15 protein-coding genes, 6 tRNA genes, 3 rRNA genes and 1 riboswitch are annotated in these 20,130 nt (G+C 45.2%); of the genes, 15 read left to right on the forward strand and 9 right to left on the reverse strand.

Annotation, left to right across the window (positions count from 1 at the left end):
• Positions 1–107: 107 nt before the first annotated feature.
• Entirely contained in the window at positions 108–1,004 is an 897-nt protein-coding gene (locus QWZ07_RS07080) for a LysR family transcriptional regulator (RefSeq protein WP_192854130.1), read from the forward strand.
• A gap of 129 nt (positions 1,005–1,133) precedes the next feature.
• On the opposite strand, the gene QWZ07_RS07085 is transcribed toward QWZ07_RS07080, so the two are convergent.
• Both QWZ07_RS07085 and ribB read right to left on the reverse strand, forming a co-directional pair.
• Complete coding sequence (locus QWZ07_RS07085) at positions 1,134–1,997, reverse strand: hypothetical protein (RefSeq protein ID WP_102353717.1); 864 nt, start codon at positions 1,995–1,997, stop codon at positions 1,134–1,136.
• A gap of 379 nt (positions 1,998–2,376) precedes the next feature.
• Complete coding sequence (gene ribB / locus QWZ07_RS07090) at positions 2,377–3,033, reverse strand: 3,4-dihydroxy-2-butanone-4-phosphate synthase (RefSeq protein WP_017054827.1); 657 nt, start codon at positions 3,031–3,033, stop codon at positions 2,377–2,379.
• 185 nt (positions 3,034–3,218) lie between these two features.
• Positions 3,219–3,369: riboswitch (FMN riboswitch) on the reverse strand.
• Between the two features lie 385 nt (positions 3,370–3,754).
• On the opposite strand from ribB, the gene QWZ07_RS07095 reads away from it, so the two are divergent.
• The gene (locus tag QWZ07_RS07095; protein WP_099166983.1) at positions 3,755–4,498 is read left to right on the forward strand and encodes a phosphatase PAP2 family protein; all 744 of its coding nucleotides are present in this window, start codon (positions 3,755–3,757) and stop codon (positions 4,496–4,498) included.
• Positions 4,499–4,588: 90 nt separating this feature from the next.
• On the opposite strand, the gene QWZ07_RS07100 is transcribed toward QWZ07_RS07095, so the two are convergent.
• The 3 genes from QWZ07_RS07100 to QWZ07_RS07110 all read right to left on the reverse strand — a co-directional run bounded on the left by QWZ07_RS07100 (position 4,589) and on the right by QWZ07_RS07110 (position 7,184).
• Positions 4,589–4,951 carry an MmcQ/YjbR family DNA-binding protein gene (locus tag QWZ07_RS07100; protein ID WP_017107332.1) on the reverse strand — a complete coding sequence of 121 codons (363 nt, stop codon included), beginning with the start codon at positions 4,949–4,951 and terminating at the stop codon, positions 4,589–4,591.
• Positions 4,952–5,029: 78 nt separating this feature from the next.
• On the reverse strand, positions 5,030–5,755 hold the full coding sequence (locus QWZ07_RS07105; RefSeq protein WP_017103545.1) for a sulfite exporter TauE/SafE family protein: 726 nt from the start codon (positions 5,753–5,755) through the stop codon (positions 5,030–5,032).
• A 223-nt stretch (positions 5,756–5,978) separates the two neighbouring features.
• Positions 5,979–7,184, reverse strand: a complete 1,206-nt coding sequence (locus QWZ07_RS07110; RefSeq protein ID WP_192854131.1) for an MFS transporter — start codon at positions 7,182–7,184, stop codon at positions 5,979–5,981.
• Between the two features lie 29 nt (positions 7,185–7,213).
• Here QWZ07_RS07110 and QWZ07_RS26475 point away from each other — a divergent pair, with 29 nt between their 5' ends.
• Together QWZ07_RS26475 and QWZ07_RS07120 are read left to right on the forward strand one after the other, a co-directional pair.
• The gene (locus QWZ07_RS26475) at positions 7,214–7,363 is read left to right on the forward strand and encodes a hypothetical protein (protein WP_017061698.1); all 150 of its coding nucleotides are present in this window, start codon (positions 7,214–7,216) and stop codon (positions 7,361–7,363) included.
• 460 nt (positions 7,364–7,823) lie between these two features.
• Positions 7,824–8,438 carry a DUF6198 family protein gene (locus QWZ07_RS07120; RefSeq protein ID WP_017065874.1) on the forward strand — a complete coding sequence of 205 codons (615 nt, stop codon included), beginning with the start codon at positions 7,824–7,826 and terminating at the stop codon, positions 8,436–8,438.
• Between the two features lie 108 nt (positions 8,439–8,546).
• On the opposite strand, the gene sigZ is transcribed toward QWZ07_RS07120, so the two are convergent.
• The gene (gene sigZ / locus QWZ07_RS07125) at positions 8,547–9,161 is read right to left on the reverse strand and encodes an RNA polymerase sigma factor SigZ (protein WP_192854132.1); all 615 of its coding nucleotides are present in this window, start codon (positions 9,159–9,161) and stop codon (positions 8,547–8,549) included.
• Positions 9,145–9,441: an ArsR/SmtB family transcription factor gene (locus tag QWZ07_RS07130; RefSeq protein WP_192854133.1), complete on the reverse strand. Its 297-nt coding sequence runs from the start codon at positions 9,439–9,441 to the stop codon at positions 9,145–9,147. Before QWZ07_RS07130 ends, sigZ begins: the two co-directional genes overlap by 17 nt.
• 233 nt (positions 9,442–9,674) lie before the next feature.
• Here QWZ07_RS07130 and QWZ07_RS07135 point away from each other — a divergent pair, with 233 nt between their 5' ends.
• Positions 9,675–10,775 (forward strand): permease, encoded by a 1,101-nt coding sequence (locus QWZ07_RS07135; protein WP_192854134.1) that lies wholly within the window; start codon positions 9,675–9,677, stop codon positions 10,773–10,775.
• A gap of 100 nt (positions 10,776–10,875) precedes the next feature.
• On the opposite strand, the gene QWZ07_RS07140 is transcribed toward QWZ07_RS07135, so the two are convergent.
• Positions 10,876–12,078: a hypothetical protein gene (locus tag QWZ07_RS07140; protein WP_192854135.1), complete on the reverse strand. Its 1,203-nt coding sequence runs from the start codon at positions 12,076–12,078 to the stop codon at positions 10,876–10,878.
• Positions 12,079–12,336: 258 nt separating this feature from the next.
• Positions 12,337–12,936 carry a tRNA (pseudouridine(54)-N(1))-methyltransferase TrmY gene (trmY, locus tag QWZ07_RS07145; RefSeq protein ID WP_192854136.1) on the reverse strand — a complete coding sequence of 200 codons (600 nt, stop codon included), beginning with the start codon at positions 12,934–12,936 and terminating at the stop codon, positions 12,337–12,339.
• Between the two features lie 256 nt (positions 12,937–13,192).
• Here trmY and QWZ07_RS07150 point away from each other — a divergent pair, with 256 nt between their 5' ends.
• The 10 genes from QWZ07_RS07150 (at position 13,193) to QWZ07_RS07195 (ending at position 20,081) form a co-directional block, all read left to right on the forward strand.
• On the forward strand, positions 13,193–13,717 hold the full coding sequence (locus tag QWZ07_RS07150; RefSeq protein WP_192854137.1) for a DUF3087 family protein: 525 nt from the start codon (positions 13,193–13,195) through the stop codon (positions 13,715–13,717).
• A 572-nt stretch (positions 13,718–14,289) separates the two neighbouring features.
• Positions 14,290–15,844 (forward strand): 16S ribosomal RNA (locus QWZ07_RS07155).
• A gap of 122 nt (positions 15,845–15,966) precedes the next feature.
• Positions 15,967–16,042 (forward strand) — tRNA-Glu (locus QWZ07_RS07160).
• Positions 16,043–16,044: 2 nt separating this feature from the next.
• Positions 16,045–16,120, forward strand: a tRNA-Lys gene (locus QWZ07_RS07165).
• 25 nt (positions 16,121–16,145) lie between these two features.
• A tRNA-Val gene (locus QWZ07_RS07170) sits at positions 16,146–16,221 on the forward strand.
• A gap of 25 nt (positions 16,222–16,246) precedes the next feature.
• Positions 16,247–16,322: transfer RNA gene (locus tag QWZ07_RS07175), tRNA-Ala, on the forward strand.
• A 29-nt stretch (positions 16,323–16,351) separates the two neighbouring features.
• Positions 16,352–16,427 (forward strand) — tRNA-Val (locus tag QWZ07_RS07180).
• 385 nt (positions 16,428–16,812) lie between these two features.
• Positions 16,813–19,705: ribosomal RNA gene (locus tag QWZ07_RS07185) — 23S ribosomal RNA — on the forward strand.
• A gap of 98 nt (positions 19,706–19,803) precedes the next feature.
• Positions 19,804–19,919 (forward strand): 5S ribosomal RNA (gene rrf, locus QWZ07_RS07190).
• The 16S, 23S and 5S rRNA genes sit together here with 6 tRNA genes alongside, the layout of an rRNA operon.
• A 71-nt stretch (positions 19,920–19,990) precedes the next feature.
• A tRNA-Ser gene (locus QWZ07_RS07195) sits at positions 19,991–20,081 on the forward strand.
• Positions 20,082–20,130 lie beyond the last annotated feature (49 nt).

Consider the following 20,130-nt stretch of genomic DNA (forward strand, 5'->3'; position numbering starts at 1 on the left):
CTAATAGCTCACTAGGTTGCGATAAATATCGTAAAATGATGTAGATTGTATCTATATGGTGATCTAATAAGATTTGATTAGCTAGCAAGTAGTTCAAGGAGAGCGTGATGGATAGGTTGACGGCAATGCGTAGCTTTGTTGAAGTCGCAAATTGTGCCAGTTTCACTCAAGCAGCTGAGCATTTGGACATGAGCCGATTACAGGTTTCACGTCATGTTCAAGAGATCGAAGGGTGGCTAAAACAAAGGCTACTGCACAGAACCACTCGTAAGGTAAGTTTGACCGCGGCAGGAGAGATTGCGCTGCAACGTTGCGAGAAGATACTCCATGAAACTGCAGAGCTAGAAGTCACTTCACTCAATCAAACTGACGATCTTTCAGGGGTAATTCGAATTGCAGCGCCGATTGGTTTAACTCAAAACATGTTGTTGGATGTGGTTGAACAGTTTACTGAGCGTCATCCTAATATCACGGTCGAGTTGTTTGCCTCAGACCGTTTTGCGCAGCTGGTAGATGAAAGAATCGATATTGCCCTTCGCTATACTGACCAACCTGACGATAGCTTGATTGCTCGAAAGCTAATGGAAATTGATTCAGTGGTGTGTGCCTCTCAAGTCTACCTAGACAAGCACGGAGAACCTGAAACGGTCGAAGCACTTCGACAGCATAACTGCTTTCGCCATTTGAGTGTTTCTAAGTGGGATTTCGTTAAGGATAACCAGCACTATTCGGTTGAGGTGTCTGGCACCATTAAGGCTAACGATGTTGGGGTATTAACTCGCGCCGCGCAGCATGGAAAAGGGATAGTTCGCTTACCTTGTGATTTAGCGAATCCATTGATTGCGGATGGTAAATTGAAACGAGTTTTGGATGATTTTGTTTCACCGAGTAGCGTACTTTGGGCGGTGTATCTATCTCGCAGTTATCAGCTTCCTATTGTTCGTCAGTTCATTGATTTTGCAGCAGAAGCTTGGTCTAGCGATATTAAGTCTGGGGATGTTTGAGGTCATATATCTTAAGTACACAAGTACACAAGACATAAACATATAAATACAAAAATCCGATATCAAAGGTGATATCGGATTTGAACTCAATAATTCAGAGTTCCAGCACGCTCTCCTCTCACGAAGTCTTTAAATGTAATGATGTACGGATAATCGTGTATTTATCACCTTTTCATTGGTGTCTGGTAAAGGCTGATACAAGCTTCTAGTAATGTCGGATAATACTTGGTCATAGACTTGGGACACGACGCTAGAGATATCACTGGTTAACTCGTACATGCTATCTGCCGGTTGGGTCGCTTCGTTGCTTGATGCGATCTCTGTAAGTGCATGCATCGCTCGTGTACAAACCGGTGACCCACTACTGATAGGGCAGATAATCGATAATTGGTTGAGCTTTCTGTGTGTTTGAGAGGCGTAGAATTTGAATCTCAAATACTCCTCTGGCTTCTCCATATCTGCCTTTTCTATTCCAGGGATAGACATTCGTAACTTGGTCAGAATATCCATGCAGTCTAAGATCTGTTGCCAGTTCATGTGGTACTCACGGCTCATGTCTTCTCGTTCAGACTGAATCAACCAAATGATCATTACTTCATCCATTAAGAACATGCTGTGACGAATCGTTTTGCCATGAATTGATTGGTTGCGCACCAAGCTGCGGTTTTGCCAGTCGCTGTGCATGGCGATGAGCTTGAGGTGGTAGATGCGATACATAGGACGGCTATCGAACGACACATGGGATTGAAGTAGTTCAGACACCTCAAGTATGTTGTCGTAAATCTTATTCACTTTACGAATCGAGTCGCTAGACAATTTATAGGCCAGAGCATAATGCGTTGCCGCGCGATGTTTGCGTGATAACAACAATAACTCTCTGAGCAGAACCAAGGTTTCAAACCTATGTGATAGCGCTGTTTGTCTCTTTTTTGAAAAGTGAAACAGTGCAGCAAGCACTGCAATCGATAAACCCACTGAAATAACTACAAACATATCCAACTCCTAATATCTGCGTACCTACTTAGTGGTAGTGCAGACACCGTGCCAAAATTAATAAATGTTATATTTCAATTAGTTATGTTTTTACTGTAATTATGAATGATCAATGGTGGTGCATGACTTCACCATTCGAGTGAATGTTTCTCATATTTTGCAGGATTTTTTGAGAGGTTACGCTTTTCTAAGTGATTAAACTGGGAAGGTTCTGATAAGTAGAGAGATCCATCGTTGACTCGTCTCAAAATACGGAAATGAAAAAGGCCTCACCCTTTATGCTTTTAACTAGAAAAAGCAGTAAGAATGAAGCCTTTCAATATTCATTTCTGAGTTTCGTTATCCTCAGTGCTAAGTGTTTAGCATTGAAGATTAAACGTTAAGCAAGCTTAAGGTCGAACTCAGTGCGGTACATCACCATATCTTCAATGGTCAGTACTGGCATGTTGTGAAGTTTGCCGAAAGCAACGATCTCTGGCGCTTTTGCCATTGTGCCGTCTGGGTTGGTTACTTCACATAGTACGCCTGCTGATTGAAGACCAGCCATTTGCATCAGATCCACAGTGCCTTCTGTGTGACCGCGGCGAGCAAGTACACCACCTTTACGAGCGCGTAGTGGGAATACGTGGCCAGGGCGAGCAAGGTCAGTAGGCTTAGCTGTTGGGTTTGCAGCTGTCTTGATCGTTGTTACACGGTCAGCGGCAGAAACACCTGTCGTTACGCCAACTTTTGCTTCGATAGTGACAGTAAACGCAGTTTGGTTTGCGCTGTTGTTATCAACAACCATAGGTGGAAGTTCAAGTTGGTTCGCTTGCTCGTCAGTTAGACACAGGCACACAATGCCGCTACATTCGCGGATCATAAGCGCCATTTGAGCATTCGTCAGGTGTTCTACTGAGTAGATGATGTCGCCTTCGTTCTCGCGATCTTCATCATCGAGTAAAAGTACGCCACGACCTTCGCGTAGAGCTTGCAGTGCGTTTTCAACGCGAGTGATTGGTTCGCCAAATTCGGCAAGTAGTGAAGACTGATTCATGGTTAAACTCCTAAAATATCACCAGAATCAGGGCTGTATGAGGGATCTCAACCGAGCACAACAAAGCCTACTCATTACAAGAGGCTTTAGCTCATTATGGTTTTATCCAAAACGAAATGCACCCGTCTAAGCTGGAGGCATGAACCCAATAAATGGGCGCGCCTTTCCAACGTAAGCGAGTGTGTTTTCATTCTCTCTCATCCGGACTATGACCGTCGGCTCTGGCATCTCACCAGATCTGCTGACCTCGACGAATCGAGCGCTCGCGGGCTTATCTTTAGATTTTGCTAAGGACATACCGCCGGTGGGGAATTTCGCCCCGCCCTGAGAATAAAAATTAATAATCTGTTTTGCTTTTGAAAGCAGACCAGATGGTAATCCTTTCAATAGTGGATTTAAAGGACTGACAGCAAAGTTTTTAAGATTCTGGCCTGATAATCCGGTAAGTGTTCACTTTATCAGCAGAACGCGTCAGGCAGTCTTCAGTGGGGTGATGCTATTGTCTCATCTGGTTTCAGTGGCCTTTGCTTTCTCTATGAACATAAGTGGATGTTGAATGTTATTGGTGTTGGCGCGCCTGTTCAGCTAATCAATACTCAAGAGGTTCATCAATCGAATATTGTTACACCATGACGGCTGACTGACCGTTTTGACATAAAATTGATATTGGCGATGCTAAGCTGCGATAGCATCCGACCACTTCATCTAAAAGATTTTAGCCATGACTTCTCTGTTCTCTAACAAATCCAAAGGCTTACTACTGCTTGTTCTAAGCTTGTATTCCCTCGTACCATTTTTGATCTTTGGATCCGACTTCGACCTAGGAAGTGCGGTTTTGCCTTTCTATGGCGCCTTTATGACGTTCGTGACTTACTCAGCAGGTAATCAAGGGTTCTTGGTAACGCTAGCTGTTTTGTCTTTAGTTTTACTCACGATGAAATTTTCCAAAGCTAAGCTGGTCAGCCTTTGTCTGCAGCTCGGCTTGTTGTTGGTTCTCAGTTTTGCAGCAAAAACCTTCTTGAAGCATTCTACAGAAAGCCCCCGTCCTTATTCTGAGTATTTGGTGACGCAAGAAGTGGTTGAAATGCCAGAGCTGTTTTACGAACTGCCATTGGTAGAAAAGAACGCAGCGATTGCATCTGTGCAAGACAAGGTGAGTGAGTGGCGAACGCGTCACTGGTTGGGTGAAACTGACTATTCTTTCCCATCTGGGCACATGATTTTCGTTGGCGTGTGTCTGGCGTTCTTTGGCGGCTTGTTCCTAGAAGCGAAACGTTTTTACTTAGTGGGCGGTTTGCTGGTTTGGGCCGGTGGCGTTGCTTATAGCCGAGTTTGGCTTGGCATGCATCGACCTGAAGACTTGGCGGCGTCTATCGCCTTTGCTGGTCTTATCTATCTATTGGTGCCAGTGGTTCCAACGCAAAAAATAGAGCCTTTACTGCCTAAGTTCTTAAGATCGAACTAAGTTTCAAAGAACAGTGTTAGTTTTAATATCAGCCTAGCTCTTAAGCTGCATTTGAATCTGAAGTAAGCGTTTAACAAGCAGAAATTCTGGCTACTGATTGAGCCCGAGTTCTGCTTGTTTCTTTTTGGTTAGCCCTAAAGACACAATTCGGTGTGATTCAGTGAGGTAGTATCTCAGCTCCTCGTCCCTTTTTGGTGTGCTTTCAAAAAGTTGAATCCACTTCATACCACGCGAAGCAAAGTAGGGCGCAGGTTTATAGCCTGGCTCTTCTTTGAGAAAATCGAAATTCTGATCGGACGCCTTGAAGATAAATGCAGGCTCGTCGTTCGGCCCCCAGCCACCAATCGCAAACACCTTCCCACCCACTTTCCAAACGTGCGAGTTATTCCACTGCATCACATAGCTGGTGGCAGGTTGTGACTCGCAGAATGCATTGAATTCGTCGTAAGTCATAGAACGTCCTTTTATCTATTGGGTGTTTGTGTTGGTTTTCTAAGATGTCTTTGTTCTTCTCGTCTTTATCGCCAATAACTAGCCAGCTAAACCCTGCCAGATTGCCGTAAAACCACTGATAGAACATAGCAACAAAGAACCAATGCGTATTTTCTCTTTAGGAATGCTTTGCGTGGTCATTAACGCCACTTTGTAACCCAACCAAGCCGCAGGAAGCAACGGGATTGTGATGATCAAATGGTGCATCGTGAAGAAGCCAATTGGGATCTGTACCAGTAATGAAATGATAGAACTAAACACGAAAAACGCAGAAAGGTTACCACGAAGCTGATTGGCATCTTGGTGTTGCAGCAGGAGTGCCATCGGTGGACCACCAATACCGGAACTGGTGCCAAAGAATCCTGAGAAGAATCCCGCGATCCCCATTTTGGTTGGTGTCGGCTCTAACCTAAACGGAAGTAAGCTGACAATCACCGCAAATACCACCAACAAGCCTAACCACAGAGACAGCACGCTCGTTGAAACCATCACTAATAAAGCACCACCTGCAATCGAACCTGGAATACGGCCAAGCAGTGCGATTTTTAATCCGCCGATAGAAATATTGGCTCGGTGTTTAAACGCATTGAATATAGAAATGAACAGGCCAACGAGACAGATAGGCGCGGGTACATAGTCGGGCGAGACTAAAAACAACAACGGGGCAGCCACAATAGCCAAGCCAAAGCCGATTGCGGTTTGTACAAACGAGCCGACAAAAATGAGTGCCATCGCGATAAGAGCGGTCTGATCTAGGTATTCCATAAGCCTGCGAATTAGTTTTAAAGGAGCGAGTGGATACTATAAATTAAAACGAAAAGAATAGTCTTATTATTCAGTGAGGTTTATGCAAGTTTCGTTCGTTATCATTTCGATAATAACGACCAACAAAAAAGCGAGTGAGCATATCAGGCTACTTCCTTTCAATACTCACTCGCTTATTGGAACGACTTGTTGCTTACGCTAGTGGGGGAGTCAGCATAAAACGTTAAGCCATTGTCAATTTCAGTCGCTCAATCGGCTTGTCATTGATAGGCAAATGGATCAGTGCTGCTGCAAATGCCAGTACCACTGTTGACCACCAGATTGGCTCGTAAGATCCGTAGTAATCGTAAATACGACCACCAACCCAAGCGCCTAAGAAGCTACCCACTTGGTGAGTAAAGAATACCAAGCCGTACAACGTCGACAGGTAACGAGCACCGAAGATCTGACGAACTAAACCAGACGTTAGCGGAACCGTACCCAACCAACAGAAACCAATCGCCGCACCGAAGATAGCCGCGGTTGACTCAGTCACTGGCAAAGTCACAAACGCACCGATAACCACAGTACGTACTAAGTACAGTGCCGACATTACATGACGTTTGCTGAACTTATCGCCCATCACACCCCAGAAGTAAGATCCGAAGATATTGAAGATACCCACATAAGCCAATGCCATCGCTGCACTACTCGCAGGTAAGTTTTTGTCGGCTAAGTAACTTGGTAAGTGCGTCGCAATGAACATCACGTGGAAACCACACACGAAGAAGCCCGCGTGAATCAACCAATAACTTTTGTTCGAAAACGCTTCAGACAGCGCTTCTTTCAGTGTCTGGGTGTCTTCTACTTGTTTATTGGTTGCTGACTTCGGTGCTCGCATAAACAGCGCAAATGAGATCATCAAACAACAAAGCACGCCAAATACTTGCATCGCACTTTGCCAATCAAATTCGTTCAACATGTATTGCGCGCCCGGAATTACCGCGAACATACCAAATGAACCTGCTGCTGTGGTTAAACCAAATGCCTTCGCCGCGTGCTCTGCAGGTACTACTTTTGCTACCGCGCCCAACACGATCACATAGCTCGTCGCACTCAACCCAAGGCCAACTAATGCGCCTAGTGAAACGTAAAGCATGCTTGATTCGGTAGAAATAGAGGTAAGAAGTAAACCCAAACCGTAAGCACATGCGCCTGCAATAATGATGCGTCTTGCTCCCCATTTGTCAGCGGCCATGCCCACAAAAGGTTGGAACACACCGAACAGCAGGTTTTGTAGAGCAATGGCGAAGCTGAAAAACTCACGGCCGGTGCCGAAATGCTCTGAAATTGGCATCATAAAAATGCCGAATGATTGTCTGATCCCTAGACTGATAATAAGTGTGCCGATCCCAAGCCATACCAGTAAAGGAAAACGGAAAATGCTCATTCTAATACTCTTAAATTAATGGTGGTGATGTGAGTGGTCTTGCGCTGACATGTGTTGGTCAGTCATCTCATGGTGATGTTCGTGCCCAGAATGATCATGCCCTGACTGCTGGTGGCAACCACTGCTTACGGCATGCTGAGCCAAGAGATCAATCAATGGCTGACTGTGATGCACAATAACCAAACTAATGACGAGGAATAGCGTCATTCTGGCCAATTGGGCAAAAAGAGATTGTGAAAACATAAGGTGTTTACATGCGCTCAATGTTGTAAGAAGTCGCGCATCATAATGACGAGTAGGGTATGTATCAAATGACCTTTTGTGATTTAGTCTATGCGTTTTATGCATAGATTTAAGCATCGCTAGAGTCAGGGCGAAACGTGACCAATAAATAGGAAAACTCGAAGCTCACTCATTCCGCGATAGAAGTATGTAGTTAATAATAAAAGCCTAACTACAGGTTTTTAACTATCTGTTTAATTGAAGAATTCACAAAACTGTAAAAACTAATATACAAACTAATCACTAAGCAACATTGCTCGTTCACTCGACTTATCTGTCAAACATCGTAAATTTGGGCGTAAATCGTTTCAAAACTACTGAAACGCGATGTTAAAAGATTCAGGGAGAGTCATTCACATGGATAAAGATCATAACCTTCGCGAAAACTTACTGGCGCTGATCTTAGGTAGTGCGCTAGTGTCACTTGGCGTTATCTTTTTCAATCAAGTCGGTTTGCTCACCGGAGGCACGGCTGGTCTAGCGATCTTCATTACCAAAGTGACAGATTTGAGCTTTGGCCAAGTGTTCTTCGCACTTAACTTACCTTTCTATATTTTGTCGGTTGCTCGTATGGGGTGGCGCTTCACCATCAATACGTTTATCGCGGTTTCGATTGTTTCGTTCGCCGTGGATCACTTGTATCACGTGATTCAAATTGCCGAAATTCATGCATTGTATGCAGCTTTACTTGGTGGTGGCTTGATTGGTACCGGCATGTTGGTGATCTTCCGTCATAAGATGAGTTTAGGTGGCTTCAACATTCTGGCGCTGTTCCTACAAGAACGTTTTGGAATTCGTGCGGGCAAGGTTCAGATGGCACTAGATTGTACGATTGTTGTGCTTTCACTGTTTATCGTTGATGTGTCACTGGTTCTTCTGTCTGTACTTGGTGCGATAGTCACCAACTTGATTCTGGCGATGAACCATAAACCGGGACGCTATCAACCGGTCGTAAAAGCGGAAGCGGCGTAGTAAGTGGAAGCAGAGTAGTTAGGTTCACTTAATCAAAGTAATTTACAGATTATGAAAACAACCAAGCCAGCATCAATTGCTGGCTTTGTTCTATTTTAGGGATGGCTATTAGCACTTACTGCAATCGTTGTCTGGTTTGAGCTCGCAGTCAATCACATTGCCTTGTTGATCAAGTGACAGGTTACAGCACTCTTCAAATAAGTTCTTAAGATCCCCGCGACTTTTCTGAACACGAGACTTAACGGTTGAGTAGCTGATGTTTTGAGCCTCTGCGATCTCTTTCTGGCTTTGGCCTTTGATGTCGACAGCAAGCAGTAATGATGAACTTTGTTCTGGTAACGCCTGAATAAAGGGTTCAATACATAATGAAAGCTTCTGCTTGAACTCTGAATTGTGGTCTAAATCGGTAAACCAAAGATCTTCAGCATCAATTTGGCTATCACGTTGTTGTCGAGCGTGCTTACGGTAAAAGTCGATGATCGTGTGATTGGCTAATTGGAATAGCCACGACTTTACGCTGCTCGCATCTTGTACCTTATCTAAGTTCTGATAAGTCTTAATCAAGATCTCTTGCAGCAAGTCGTCTACATCGGCGGTGTTGTTGACCTTAGAATGCAAGAATGACTTTAACGCTTGCTGATACTCAGCCCAAACCTGTTCTAAGTTCAAAGATGCCTTATTCAAAGGAGCCCCGTTCAAGGGTGCATCAGTTACAATGTTCATTTACGCAACACTCGTCTTGTAAGAAATCAATCACACCTTCTAGGCACTCATACTCTGCTACACAGAATAGGGTTCTTCCTTCTCGTCTTTGGCTGATGAGGCCTGCAGACGCTAGGCTTGAAATGTGGTGAGACAAGGTGGAACCAGGGATACCTAGCTCTTCTTGTAGGCCGCCAACTGCAATGCCTTGGTAGCCAGCTTTAACGACACTCTTATAAATAGTTAGGCGAATAGGGTGTCCTAACTCTTTAAGTGCTTTCGCTACGACTTCTAAGTTCATATTAACTCCTCAAGATTTAATTTCGATATTAGTCGAAATGTGATCTAAATACAAATGTAAAGACCGTAATTTATTAAGTCATTGAAAAATAAACCCTTTGAAATTTATTTCGATTTTTATCGAAATAAAACTTGATCTGTTACGAGATATTTCTATAATTCGAGAATATTCGAAATTAAGGGTTGGTTACTTTTCTCATAGAGTCCGGCCTTCAATCCAGTTTGGAGTTAATTATGAGCAATGAAATGTTAACAATGCTAAAAGACGCACTTGATATGTTCGCCTTCTTAGCAGTAGAGCTAATCATCCTTTTCTTGGCGATCAGCTACATTGTTGGGATTTTGCAAGAGTTTCTTACGCCAGAAAAGATTCAATCGATTCTGAGCTCGCGTAACGGCAAGGGTTATGTGGTTGCAGCGCTACTAGGTGCGATTACGCCTTTCTGTTCATGTTCGACTATTCCTTTCCTTAAAGGGTTGCTGCGTGCACGAGCGGGTTTTGGACCAATGATGGTGTTCCTATTCGGTAGCCCACTATTGAACCCAGTGATCATTGGTTTGTTCGTGATTACGTTTGGTTGGCAAGTGGCTGTGTTCTACTTCTTAGTCGCAATGACAGTATCGGTAGTGGCAGGTTATGCACTTGAGAAGCTTGGTTTTGAGCGTTACGTAAAACCTGAAGCGTATGAATCGACAGGTTCTGCTTCAAACTGTGGCACTAGCTGTGGTGATTCTGCTCCTAAGAAAGCAGCGTCAGCGAAGGCAGAGTCTTCATGTGGTACAAGTGCATGTGGTGAACCTGCACCAGTAATGGCAAAAGAAACATCTTGCTGTGATTCGAAAAAAGAAGAGCCACAAGTGACTGTTTCATGCTGTTCAGCGGATGGAAGCGCAACGGTTGAAATCGTAGAGAAGAAAGAGCCTAGCCGTTGGATGAGAATTTGGTTCTCAACTTGGAAAGACTTCAAACAAGTTTTCCCTTACCTGATGATGGGTATTGCGATTGGTTCATTTATCTACGGCTTCATTCCTACAGACCTAATTGCACAGTATGCTGGCGAAGGTATGTGGTATGCGATTCCAGTAGCAGCGGTGATTGGTATTCCACTGTACATTCGTGCTGAAGCGGTAATCCCATTAAGTGCAGCTCTGGTACAAAAAGGTATGGCGCTAGGTTCGGTAATGGCATTGATCATTGGTAGTGCAGGTGCAAGTTTGACAGAAGTTATCCTGCTTAAATCAATCTTCAAGAACCAAATGATTGCCGCATTCCTATTCGTTATCCTAAGCATGGCGATGGGTGCAGGCTTCCTATACAGCTTTATCTTTGGTTAATCAGGTCTGATTCCTAGATAACTCCATTGATAGCAAGATATAGATAATAAAAAAGAGCTCACTTAGTTGAGCTCTTTTTGTGTTTAACAAACCATGCATATCAGACTGGGTTTGGCAGCGCAGCCGAAGTTCCGTATGCAGCGAAAGCATTGGTGGCTAACACATCACAGTGATGACGATTAATGGCATCGCCGTAGTTGTTAGTGATTCCGGGGAACTGAAAGCGATACATCGGAATCCCATAACGACGCTCCCTCTGTTGACCGATTCGATCTTTACTTGTCCATAACAGTCGGTTCTTTGCCGTGTAAGTCATGCCGTGCATTTTATTGAAGTGCTCTTCATTACTGCGCATTTGCTCGTATAACTCGATGATGCGCTGCCTAGAAAAGTTCAACGTCGAGTTCGCCTTAAGTTGCGTTCCCCAACCCATTAATACCTTTTCCATGAAATCACGGGTAACGAGCCCGGGGCCAGTAAGTAAACCTGCACCTTTACTTCCGCCTGAGGTATTGGCATTACCCACCAAAGTGCCGTGTCGGCCTGGCATGTAGGTAGTGTAATATTTAGTGGAAGGGGACAAGCGTGGCATTCTCGCTTTGAAAGCTAATGAGCGTTCGTCTTCAGCAAAAACACATACGATCTGTTTGACGTTTTTGCCCAGTAATTTGTAATCCTTGAATGCGTTCATCCCACCAGGAACGGGGTCACATGCAAAAATGTTGACTGGAATATGGCTTAGCTTGGGGTCTTTGAGCATTCGGTTCGCCAGTTCAAAGCAACTGACACCACCTCGGCTCCAACCGACGATGTTAACTTGGCTAATCGGTTTAGTTTGGCGTTCAATCGCGATGTTTTGCTGGCGAGCGGCGATTCCTTGTTTTAAATCTGCAGCGAGTGCTTGTGAATCTTTCAACCAATCTTGATATTTTTGGTTAGTCGCAAAAGGCCAAGCTGATTTTGCTGGACGCGATTCACTAAGCAGTCCTTTGGCTCGCTTCATGTAGTCATTCTTATCTTGTTGGCTTCCGCGCAAGATATTCAGTACATGACGCATATTGCTGTCGATGCCTTTGCCTAGCAATGTTCCCTTAACTCCAGAATAGGTGTCGTCCTTACCTTGCTTCAACCATTCATTCTGATTCCCACTACCAACCCCATCCACTTGAATGTAGTCAATCATGTCTCTGCCCGTTGCATTCTTCGCTAGCGTCGAGATCAATTCGCCAGAAACATAGTTTTTGTGGTTGTTGTCTTCTGAGTTTGAGCCTGTACCACAGAAGAATACGGTTAATACGCTCATCCTTTGCCTTTAACACGATTAATTAAGATTGGAATCAGTATAGAAGTGATATGAGAAATTTATAAGATTGAATGAGTTAGAGAGAGGCATTGCTCCGAGGTTTAATGCAACAAAGCTGAAAATAGCGAAATGATTACAGGTCACTATGTAGTAAAGAAGAAGTAACGAAAGGGCTGGCATGCGGAGGGTAAAGCAATAAAAAACCCAACGGAAGGCTGGGTTTTAAGGGATGTCACCTAATAAGTCGGTGTCAGAGAATCAGAAATCTCTTAAATCAAGCTCATTGTTGATCAACACAACACACTGAGAAGCAAACAACATGTTTGGACCTAAGCTGATTTTCTCTGTCCCTAAACGCTTCAAGCTGTTGTAGCTTTTCTTCGGCATAGGGATATGGTCAGTGAGAAGGAAACATGGGTTTTCCGCAATCACAGCGTCACGGATAAAGTCGCCTTTCTTATCCATCATGTACAGCTGGTGGTCTTCAGCCAGTTCTTTAACCAACTTTTCAAAACTAATAGTACGAACACTGATGCCCGGTTCAACCTGACGTGTCTGTTCTTTTGTCATACCTTGAGATGCATCAACCGCTCTTACTACCGCAGATAACAATGCAGACTCATGGAAGCCACCAATGTTAGTGATCTCGTTTGAATCGAATGTAATGGTACGTGAAAAGTCTTTAGTACTTTCTAACACAAGGTGCACGGTGACATTCTCACGGTGAGATTGAGCAACGAAGATCGTGTTCATCAGAGTATGAGCCAGAATCTCAGTATGAGCGTCTTGCCCAACACCTTCTAAGATAAGTTTGCTCTCTGTAGGGGCTGCGCGAGCGCGTAATACAAATGAACGCATGGAATGTACCTTGTCAGTATGTGATAAAGCGAAACAGACTTTATCAACATGAATTGATGAATAACCAAAATTATGGCGGTATGTAACTCTTTTCTATTAATGAAGTCAAATGGAGTTATGTATAGTACTGATCAGAAGAACTCTACGTATTAAATAGAGAGTGACCACATTACAAGATGGTAAAGGTTGAAGCTAACCAAGGTTTACATAGATAGTATGCGCAAATTATTAGGTGACTTACATAAGGAAGTAGTCGATGAAGTTACAGAAGATAAATAAAGAAGAATATAGAAAGAAGATGAACCTACTGTTGGTTTCATTGGTTGGGTCACTCGCATTGTTTGCCATTGTATTCGGTAGCATTCTGATTGAACTTTTTGGTTCAGCTGGCTCTGTTACTGGGGAAACGACGGGTAATTTCCATTTGAATGTACTCGGGGTGATTTTATCAGTCGCCTTGAATGCGTTTATTGCGAGCCGTGTGAAAGGTCATGATTACTTTAAAGAAGCGCTTTATGTGTGGAACCTGAAACAAATTCACAATCAAATCTATCGTAAGCTTAAGCGTATTCAACCAAAAGCTGAGCAAGGTGATCGAGAAGCATTAACTATCCTTTACTTCTATTACACTACGCAAAAACAGGTATATGACCTAGATAACAATACATTGACGATAAAAACGGTTCAGAAATCGCTAGATAACATAGTGGATCTGAGTGAAAAGTGGAGTATAGAACTGGATATAGAGGTATTTTCGAAAGATCTAGTCGAGAAATTCTAAGTTATATGCTCTTGATTGTATGAGCTTTGGCCTGTGAAAGCGGGTTTTGACGTAAAAGTAGACGCTTAAGCAATTTTTTTGAATTTTTATCAAAAAAGGGGTTGCCATGTTTTCGATGATCTCTATAATGCCGCCTCACTGACACGGCAGACGCTACAAGGCTTCAGCGGTAATCAGTAAGACGGAAAGTTCGAAAGGAATTAATTTTAAAAAGTGTTTGACACTTAAAATTAAATCGCTAGAATTCACGTCCGCTTTCAAAGGTTTCTTTGTAAAAAGAAAGTTTCGGCAAGCAAAGCTCTTTAACAATTTAAACCTATCAATCTGTGTGGGCACTCGTTGATGAATATCAAAACGTTTTATCTTCCCTTTTTATTAAGAGAAGTAAAACAGATTCCTCGGAATCAACTTTGGTTTCAATGAACTGAGTGACCAATACGAATAACTACTTTCTCTTGTAGAAAGAAGATATTTGGCACAGTCAATTCATTATCTTTCTGTTGGAAAGATAATAGCTTTAGAATTACTTTTTGTAGTTTTGAAGTCAGTATTCATTGAGCCGACAAAATCTTAAATTGAAGAGTTTGATCATGGCTCAGATTGAACGCTGGCGGCAGGCCTAACACATGCAAGTCGAGCGGAAACGACAACATTGACTCTTCGGAGGATTTGTTGGGCGTCGAGCGGCGGACGGGTGAGTAATGCCTAGGAAATTGCCTTGATGTGGGGGATAACCATTGGAAACGATGGCTAATACCGCATAATGCCTACGGGCCAAAGAGGGGGATCTTCGGACCTCTCGCGTCAAGATATGCCTAGGTGGGATTAGCTAGTTGGTGAGGTAATGGCTCACCAAGGCGACGATCCCTAGCTGGTCTGAGAGGATGATCAGCCACACTGGAACTGAGACACGGTCCAGACTCCTACGGGAGGCAGCAGTGGGGAATATTGCACAATGGGCGAAAGCCTGATGCAGCCATGCCGCGTGTATGAAGAAGGCCTTCGGGTTGTAAAGTACTTTCAGTTGTGAGGAAGGGTGTGTAGTTAATAGCTGCGCATCTTGACGTTAGCAACAGAAGAAGCACCGGCTAACTCCGTGCCAGCAGCCGCGGTAATACGGAGGGTGCGAGCGTTAATCGGAATTACTGGGCGTAAAGCGCATGCAGGTGGTTCATTAAGTCAGATGTGAAAGCCCGGGGCTCAACCTCGGAACTGCATTTGAAACTGGTGAACTAGAGTGCTGTAGAGGGGGGTAGAATTTCAGGTGTAGCGGTGAAATGCGTAGAGATCTGAAGGAATACCAGTGGCGAAGGCGGCCCCCTGGAGAGACACTGACACTCAGATGCGAAAGCGTGGGGAGCAAACAGGATTAGATACCCTGGTAGTCCACGCCGTAAACGATGTCTACTTGGAGGTTGTGGCCTTGAGCCGTGGCTTTCGGAGCTAACGCGTTAAGTAGACCGCCTGGGGAGTACGGTCGCAAGATTAAAACTCAAATGAATTGACGGGGGCCCGCACAAGCGGTGGAGCATGTGGTTTAATTCGATGCAACGCGAAGAACCTTACCTACTCTTGACATCCAGAGAAGCCAGCGGAGACGCAGGTGTGCCTTCGGGAACTCTGAGACAGGTGCTGCATGGCTGTCGTCAGCTCGTGTTGTGAAATGTTGGGTTAAGTCCCGCAACGAGCGCAACCCTTATCCTTGTTTGCCAGCGAGTAATGTCGGGAACTCCAGGGAGACTGCCGGTGATAAACCGGAGGAAGGTGGGGACGACGTCAAGTCATCATGGCCCTTACGAGTAGGGCTACACACGTGCTACAATGGCGCATACAGAGGGCAGCAAGCTAGCGATAGTGAGCGAATCCCAAAAAGTGCGTCGTAGTCCGGATTGGAGTCTGCAACTCGACTCCATGAAGTCGGAATCGCTAGTAATCGTGAATCAGAATGTCACGGTGAATACGTTCCCGGGCCTTGTACACACCGCCCGTCACACCATGGGAGTGGGCTGCAAAAGAAGTGGGTAGTTTAACCTTTCGGGGAGGACGCTCACCACTTTGTGGTTCATGACTGGGGTGAAGTCGTAACAAGGTAGCCCTAGGGGAACCTGGGGCTGGATCACCTCCTTATACGAAGATACCACGATGAGTGTCCACACAGATTGATTAGGTTTAGAAAAGCAAAGAGAAGAAGAACTCCCAAGGTTCTTCGAAGTTTGTTTCTACCTTTAAAGTGGAGATAAATTAGCAGTGTCCCGTTCGTCTAGAGGCCTAGGACACCGCCCTTTCACGGCGGTAACAGGGGTTCGACTCCCCTACGGGATACCATTGGGTCGTTAGCTCAGTTGGTAGAGCAGTTGACTTTTAATCAATTGGTCGCAGGTTCGAATCCTGCACGACCCACCATTTCCTCCCAAGGAAATAAAATTTGGGGCGATTAGCTCAGTTGGGAGAGCACCTGTCTTACAAGCAGGGGGTCACTGGTTCGAGCCCGGTATCGCCCACCATTTCCTCCCAAGGAAATAAAAATATGGGGCTATAGCTCAGCTGGGAGAGCGCCTGCCTTGCACGCAGGAGGTCTGCGGTTCGATCCCGCATAGCTCCACCATTCCTTCCATAAGGAATTAAAACTTTTATGGGCGATTAGCTCAGTTGGGAGAGCACCTGCCTTACAAGCAGGGGGTCACTGGTTCGAGCCCGGTATCGCCCACCATCTTTAAGCACACTTTTCTTAGTAATGAAAGCTGAGTGTATTTAAAAATGGTTTTGAAAGTTTAACACTTTAAAAACTCTTGCTCTTTAACAATTTGGAAAGCTGACTGATTTGATTACTTACGAGTAATTCAATCAAATTTAAAAGTTCTCAATGTTTATCTGCTCTTATTTAATAAGAACGGTATAAACACAACAAACACATTCAAGTGTCTTGTATTCGAATGATCAGAAATGATTGTTCATTTTTTGATTCTACTTTTTGTTAAAAAGTGGAAACAAAAAGTAAATTGAGTCCGGCAAACAGTTATCAAGAATTAACCCTTCTTGATGACAACCAAAAACCTTGGTTAGTTGCCATACATTAAGACCCTTTCGGGTTGTATGGTTAAGTGACTAAGCGTACACGGTGGATGCCTTGGCAGTCAGAGGCGATGAAAGACGTAATAACTTGCGATAAGCCCAGATTAGGTAGTAATAACCTTTTGAGTCTGGGATTTCTGAATGGGGAAACCCACGTGCATAAGCACGTATCCTGTTGTGAATACATAGCAACAGGAGGCAAACCGGGGGAACTGAAACATCTAAGTACCCCGAGGAAGAGAAATCAACCGAGATTCCGAAAGTAGCGGCGAGCGAAATTGGATTAGCCCTTAAGCTTTTAATGATGCAGGTGAAGAGTCTGGAAAGTCTCGCAATAAAGGGTGATAGCCCCGTAACCGACACATCATAATCAGTGAAATCGAGTAGGGCGGGACACGTGATATCCTGTCTGAATATGGGGGGACCATCCTCCAAGGCTAAATACTACTGACTGACCGATAGTGAACCAGTACCGTGAGGGAAAGGCGAAAAGAACCCCTGTGAGGGGAGTGAAATAGAACCTGAAACCGTGTACGTACAAGCAGTAGGAGCACCTTCGTGGTGTGACTGCGTACCTTTTGTATAATGGGTCAGCGACTTAATTTTAGTAGCAAGGTTAACCGTTTAGGGGAGCCGTAGGGAAACCGAGTCTTAACTGGGCGTACAGTTGCTAGGATTAGACCCGAAACCAGGTGATCTAGCCATGGGCAGGTTGAAGGTTGAGTAACATCAACTGGAGGACCGAACCGACTAATGTTGAAAAATTAGCGGATGACTTGTGGCTAGGGGTGAAAGGCCAATCAAACCTGGAGATAGCTGGTTCTCCCCGAAAGCTATTTAGGTAGCGCCTCGGACGAATACTACTGGGGGTAGAGCACTGTTAAGGCTAGGGGGTCATCCCGACTTACCAACCCTTTGCAAACTCCGAATACCAGTAAGTACTATCCGGGAGACACACGGCGGGTGCTAACGTCCGTCGTGGAGAGGGAAACAACCCAGACCGCCAGCTAAGGTCCCAAAGTATAGCTAAGTGGGAAACGATGTGGGAAGGCTCAGACAGCCAGGATGTTGGCTTAGAAGCAGCCATCATTTAAAGAAAGCGTAATAGCTCACTGGTCGAGTCGGCCTGCGCGGAAGATGTAACGGGGCTAAGCTATACACCGAAGCTGCGGCTACGTACCTTAGGGTATGTGGGGTAGGGGAGCGTTCTGTAAGCCGTTGAAGGTGTGCTGTAAGGCATGCTGGAGGTATCAGAAGTGCGAATGCTGACATGAGTAACGATAAAGGGAGTGAAAAACTCCCTCGCCGGAAGACCAAGGGTTCCTGTCCAACGTTAATCGGGGCAGGGTAAGTCGACTCCTAAGGCGAGGCCGAAAGGCGTAGTCGATGGGAAACGGGTTAATATTCCCGTACTTCTTACAATTGCGATGGGGGGACGGAGAAGGCTAGGTGGGCCTGGCGACGGTTGTCCAGGTTCAAGTATGTAGGCGGAAAGTTTAGGTAAATCCGGACTTTCTTAACGCTGAGATACGATGTCGAGCTACTACGGTAGTGAAGTCATTGATGCCATGCTTCCAGGAAAAGCCTCTAAGCTTCAGATTGTAAGGAATCGTACCCCAAACCGACACAGGTGGTCGGGTAGAGAATACCAAGGCGCTTGAGAGAACTCGGGTGAAGGAACTAGGCAAAATGGTACCGTAACTTCGGGAGAAGGTACGCTCTTATCAGTGAAGTCCCTTGCGGATGGAGCAGACGAGAGTCGCAGATACCAGGTGGCTGCAACTGTTTATTAAAAACACAGCACTGTGCAAAATCGTAAGATGACGTATACGGTGTGACGCCTGCCCGGTGCCGGAAGGTTAATTGATGGGGTTAGACTTCGGTCGAAGCTCTTGATCGAAGCCCCGGTAAACGGCGGCCGTAACTATAACGGTCCTAAGGTAGCGAAATTCCTTGTCGGGTAAGTTCCGACCTGCACGAATGGCGTAATGATGGCCACGCTGTCTCCACCCGAGACTCAGTGAAATTGAAATCGCTGTGAAGATGCAGTGTACCCGCGGCTAGACGGAAAGACCCCGTGAACCTTTACTACAGCTTGGCACTGAACATTGAACCTACATGTGTAGGATAGGTGGGAGACTATGAAACCGCGTCGCTAGATGTGGTGGAGTCGTCCTTGAAATACCACCCTTGTAGTTTTGATGTTCTAACGTTGGTCCCTGAATCGGGATTACGGACAGTGCCTGGTGGGTAGTTTGACTGGGGCGGTCTCCTCCCAAAGAGTAACGGAGGAGCACGAAGGTGGGCTAAACACGGTTGGACATCGTGTGGTTAGTGCAATGGCATAAGCCCGCTTGACTGCGAGAATGACAATTCGAGCAGGTGCGAAAGCAGGTCATAGTGATCCGGTGGTTCTGAATGGAAGGGCCATCGCTCAACGGATAAAAGGTACTCCGGGGATAACAGGCTGATACCGCCCAAGAGTTCATATCGACGGCGGTGTTTGGCACCTCGATGTCGGCTCATCACATCCTGGGGCTGAAGTCGGTCCCAAGGGTATGGCTGTTCGCCATTTAAAGTGGTACGCGAGCTGGGTTTAGAACGTCGTGAGACAGTTCGGTCCCTATCTGCCGTGGGCGTTGGAAAATTGAAAGGGGCTGCTCCTAGTACGAGAGGACCGGAGTGGACGAACCTCTGGTGTTCGGGTTGTCATGCCAATGGCATTGCCCGGTAGCTAAGTTCGGAATCGATAACCGCTGAAAGCATCTAAGCGGGAAGCGAGCCTTGAGATGAGTTTTCCCTGGCGCTATAAGCGTCCTAAAGGGTTGTCGTAGACTACGACGTTGATAGGCAGGGTGTGTAAGTGCTGCGAGGCATTGAGCTAACCTGTACTAATTGCCCGTGAGGCTTAACCATACAACACCCAAGGGGTTTTGTGGACTCAAAGAAAGACCAGACCTTGAATGAGTTTGAAGAGATACTTTTAAATCCAGTTTTCCGAATTTTAAAATTTGCTTGGCGACCATAGCATTGTGGACCCACCTGATTCCATGCCGAACTCAGAAGTGAAACACAATAGCGCCGATGGTAGTGTGGGGTTTCCCCATGTGAGAGTAGGACATCGCCAGGCTTTAAATATCGTTACTTGCATTAGCAATTAACAACATCATTAGTGTACTAATCTATTGATGACAATTTGTTGGAGGGATGGCTGAGTGGTCGAAAGCACCGGTCTTGAAAACCGGCAACCGTTAATAGCGGTTCTAGGGTTCAAATCCCTATCCCTCCACCACCATTGAAAAGCCCGCTGAGAAATCAGCGGGCTTTTTTTTGTCTTGAAT

The sequence above is a fragment of the Vibrio lentus genome (genome assembly GCF_030409755.1).
GTDB lineage: Bacteria > Pseudomonadota > Gammaproteobacteria > Enterobacterales > Vibrionaceae > Vibrio > Vibrio lentus.

Coding starts and splice junctions, on each gene's coding strand:
- QWZ07_RS07080 (WP_192854130.1), top strand. CDS start 108: ATGGATAGGTTGACGGCAATGCGTAGCTTTGTTGAAGTCGCAAATTGT.
- trmY (WP_192854136.1), bottom strand. CDS start 12,936: ATGCGTTCATTTGTATTACGCGCTCGCGCAGCCCCTACAGAGAGCAAA.
- sigZ (WP_192854132.1), bottom strand. CDS start 9,161: ATGAACATTGTAACTGATGCACCCTTGAACGGGGCTCCTTTGAATAAG.
- QWZ07_RS07095 (WP_099166983.1), top strand. CDS start 3,755: ATGACTTCTCTGTTCTCTAACAAATCCAAAGGCTTACTACTGCTTGTT.
- QWZ07_RS07085 (WP_102353717.1), bottom strand. CDS start 1,997: ATGTTTGTAGTTATTTCAGTGGGTTTATCGATTGCAGTGCTTGCTGCA.
- QWZ07_RS07150 (WP_192854137.1), top strand. CDS start 13,193: ATGAAGTTACAGAAGATAAATAAAGAAGAATATAGAAAGAAGATGAAC.
- QWZ07_RS07100 (WP_017107332.1), bottom strand. CDS start 4,951: ATGACTTACGACGAATTCAATGCATTCTGCGAGTCACAACCTGCCACC.
- QWZ07_RS07120 (WP_017065874.1), top strand. CDS start 7,824: ATGGATAAAGATCATAACCTTCGCGAAAACTTACTGGCGCTGATCTTA.
- QWZ07_RS07110 (WP_192854131.1), bottom strand. CDS start 7,184: ATGAGCATTTTCCGTTTTCCTTTACTGGTATGGCTTGGGATCGGCACA.
- ribB (WP_017054827.1), bottom strand. CDS start 3,033: ATGAATCAGTCTTCACTACTTGCCGAATTTGGCGAACCAATCACTCGC.
- QWZ07_RS07140 (WP_192854135.1), bottom strand. CDS start 12,078: ATGAGCGTATTAACCGTATTCTTCTGTGGTACAGGCTCAAACTCAGAA.
- QWZ07_RS07130 (WP_192854133.1), bottom strand. CDS start 9,441: ATGAACTTAGAAGTCGTAGCGAAAGCACTTAAAGAGTTAGGACACCCT.
- QWZ07_RS07105 (WP_017103545.1), bottom strand. CDS start 5,755: ATGGAATACCTAGATCAGACCGCTCTTATCGCGATGGCACTCATTTTT.
- QWZ07_RS07135 (WP_192854134.1), top strand. CDS start 9,675: ATGAGCAATGAAATGTTAACAATGCTAAAAGACGCACTTGATATGTTC.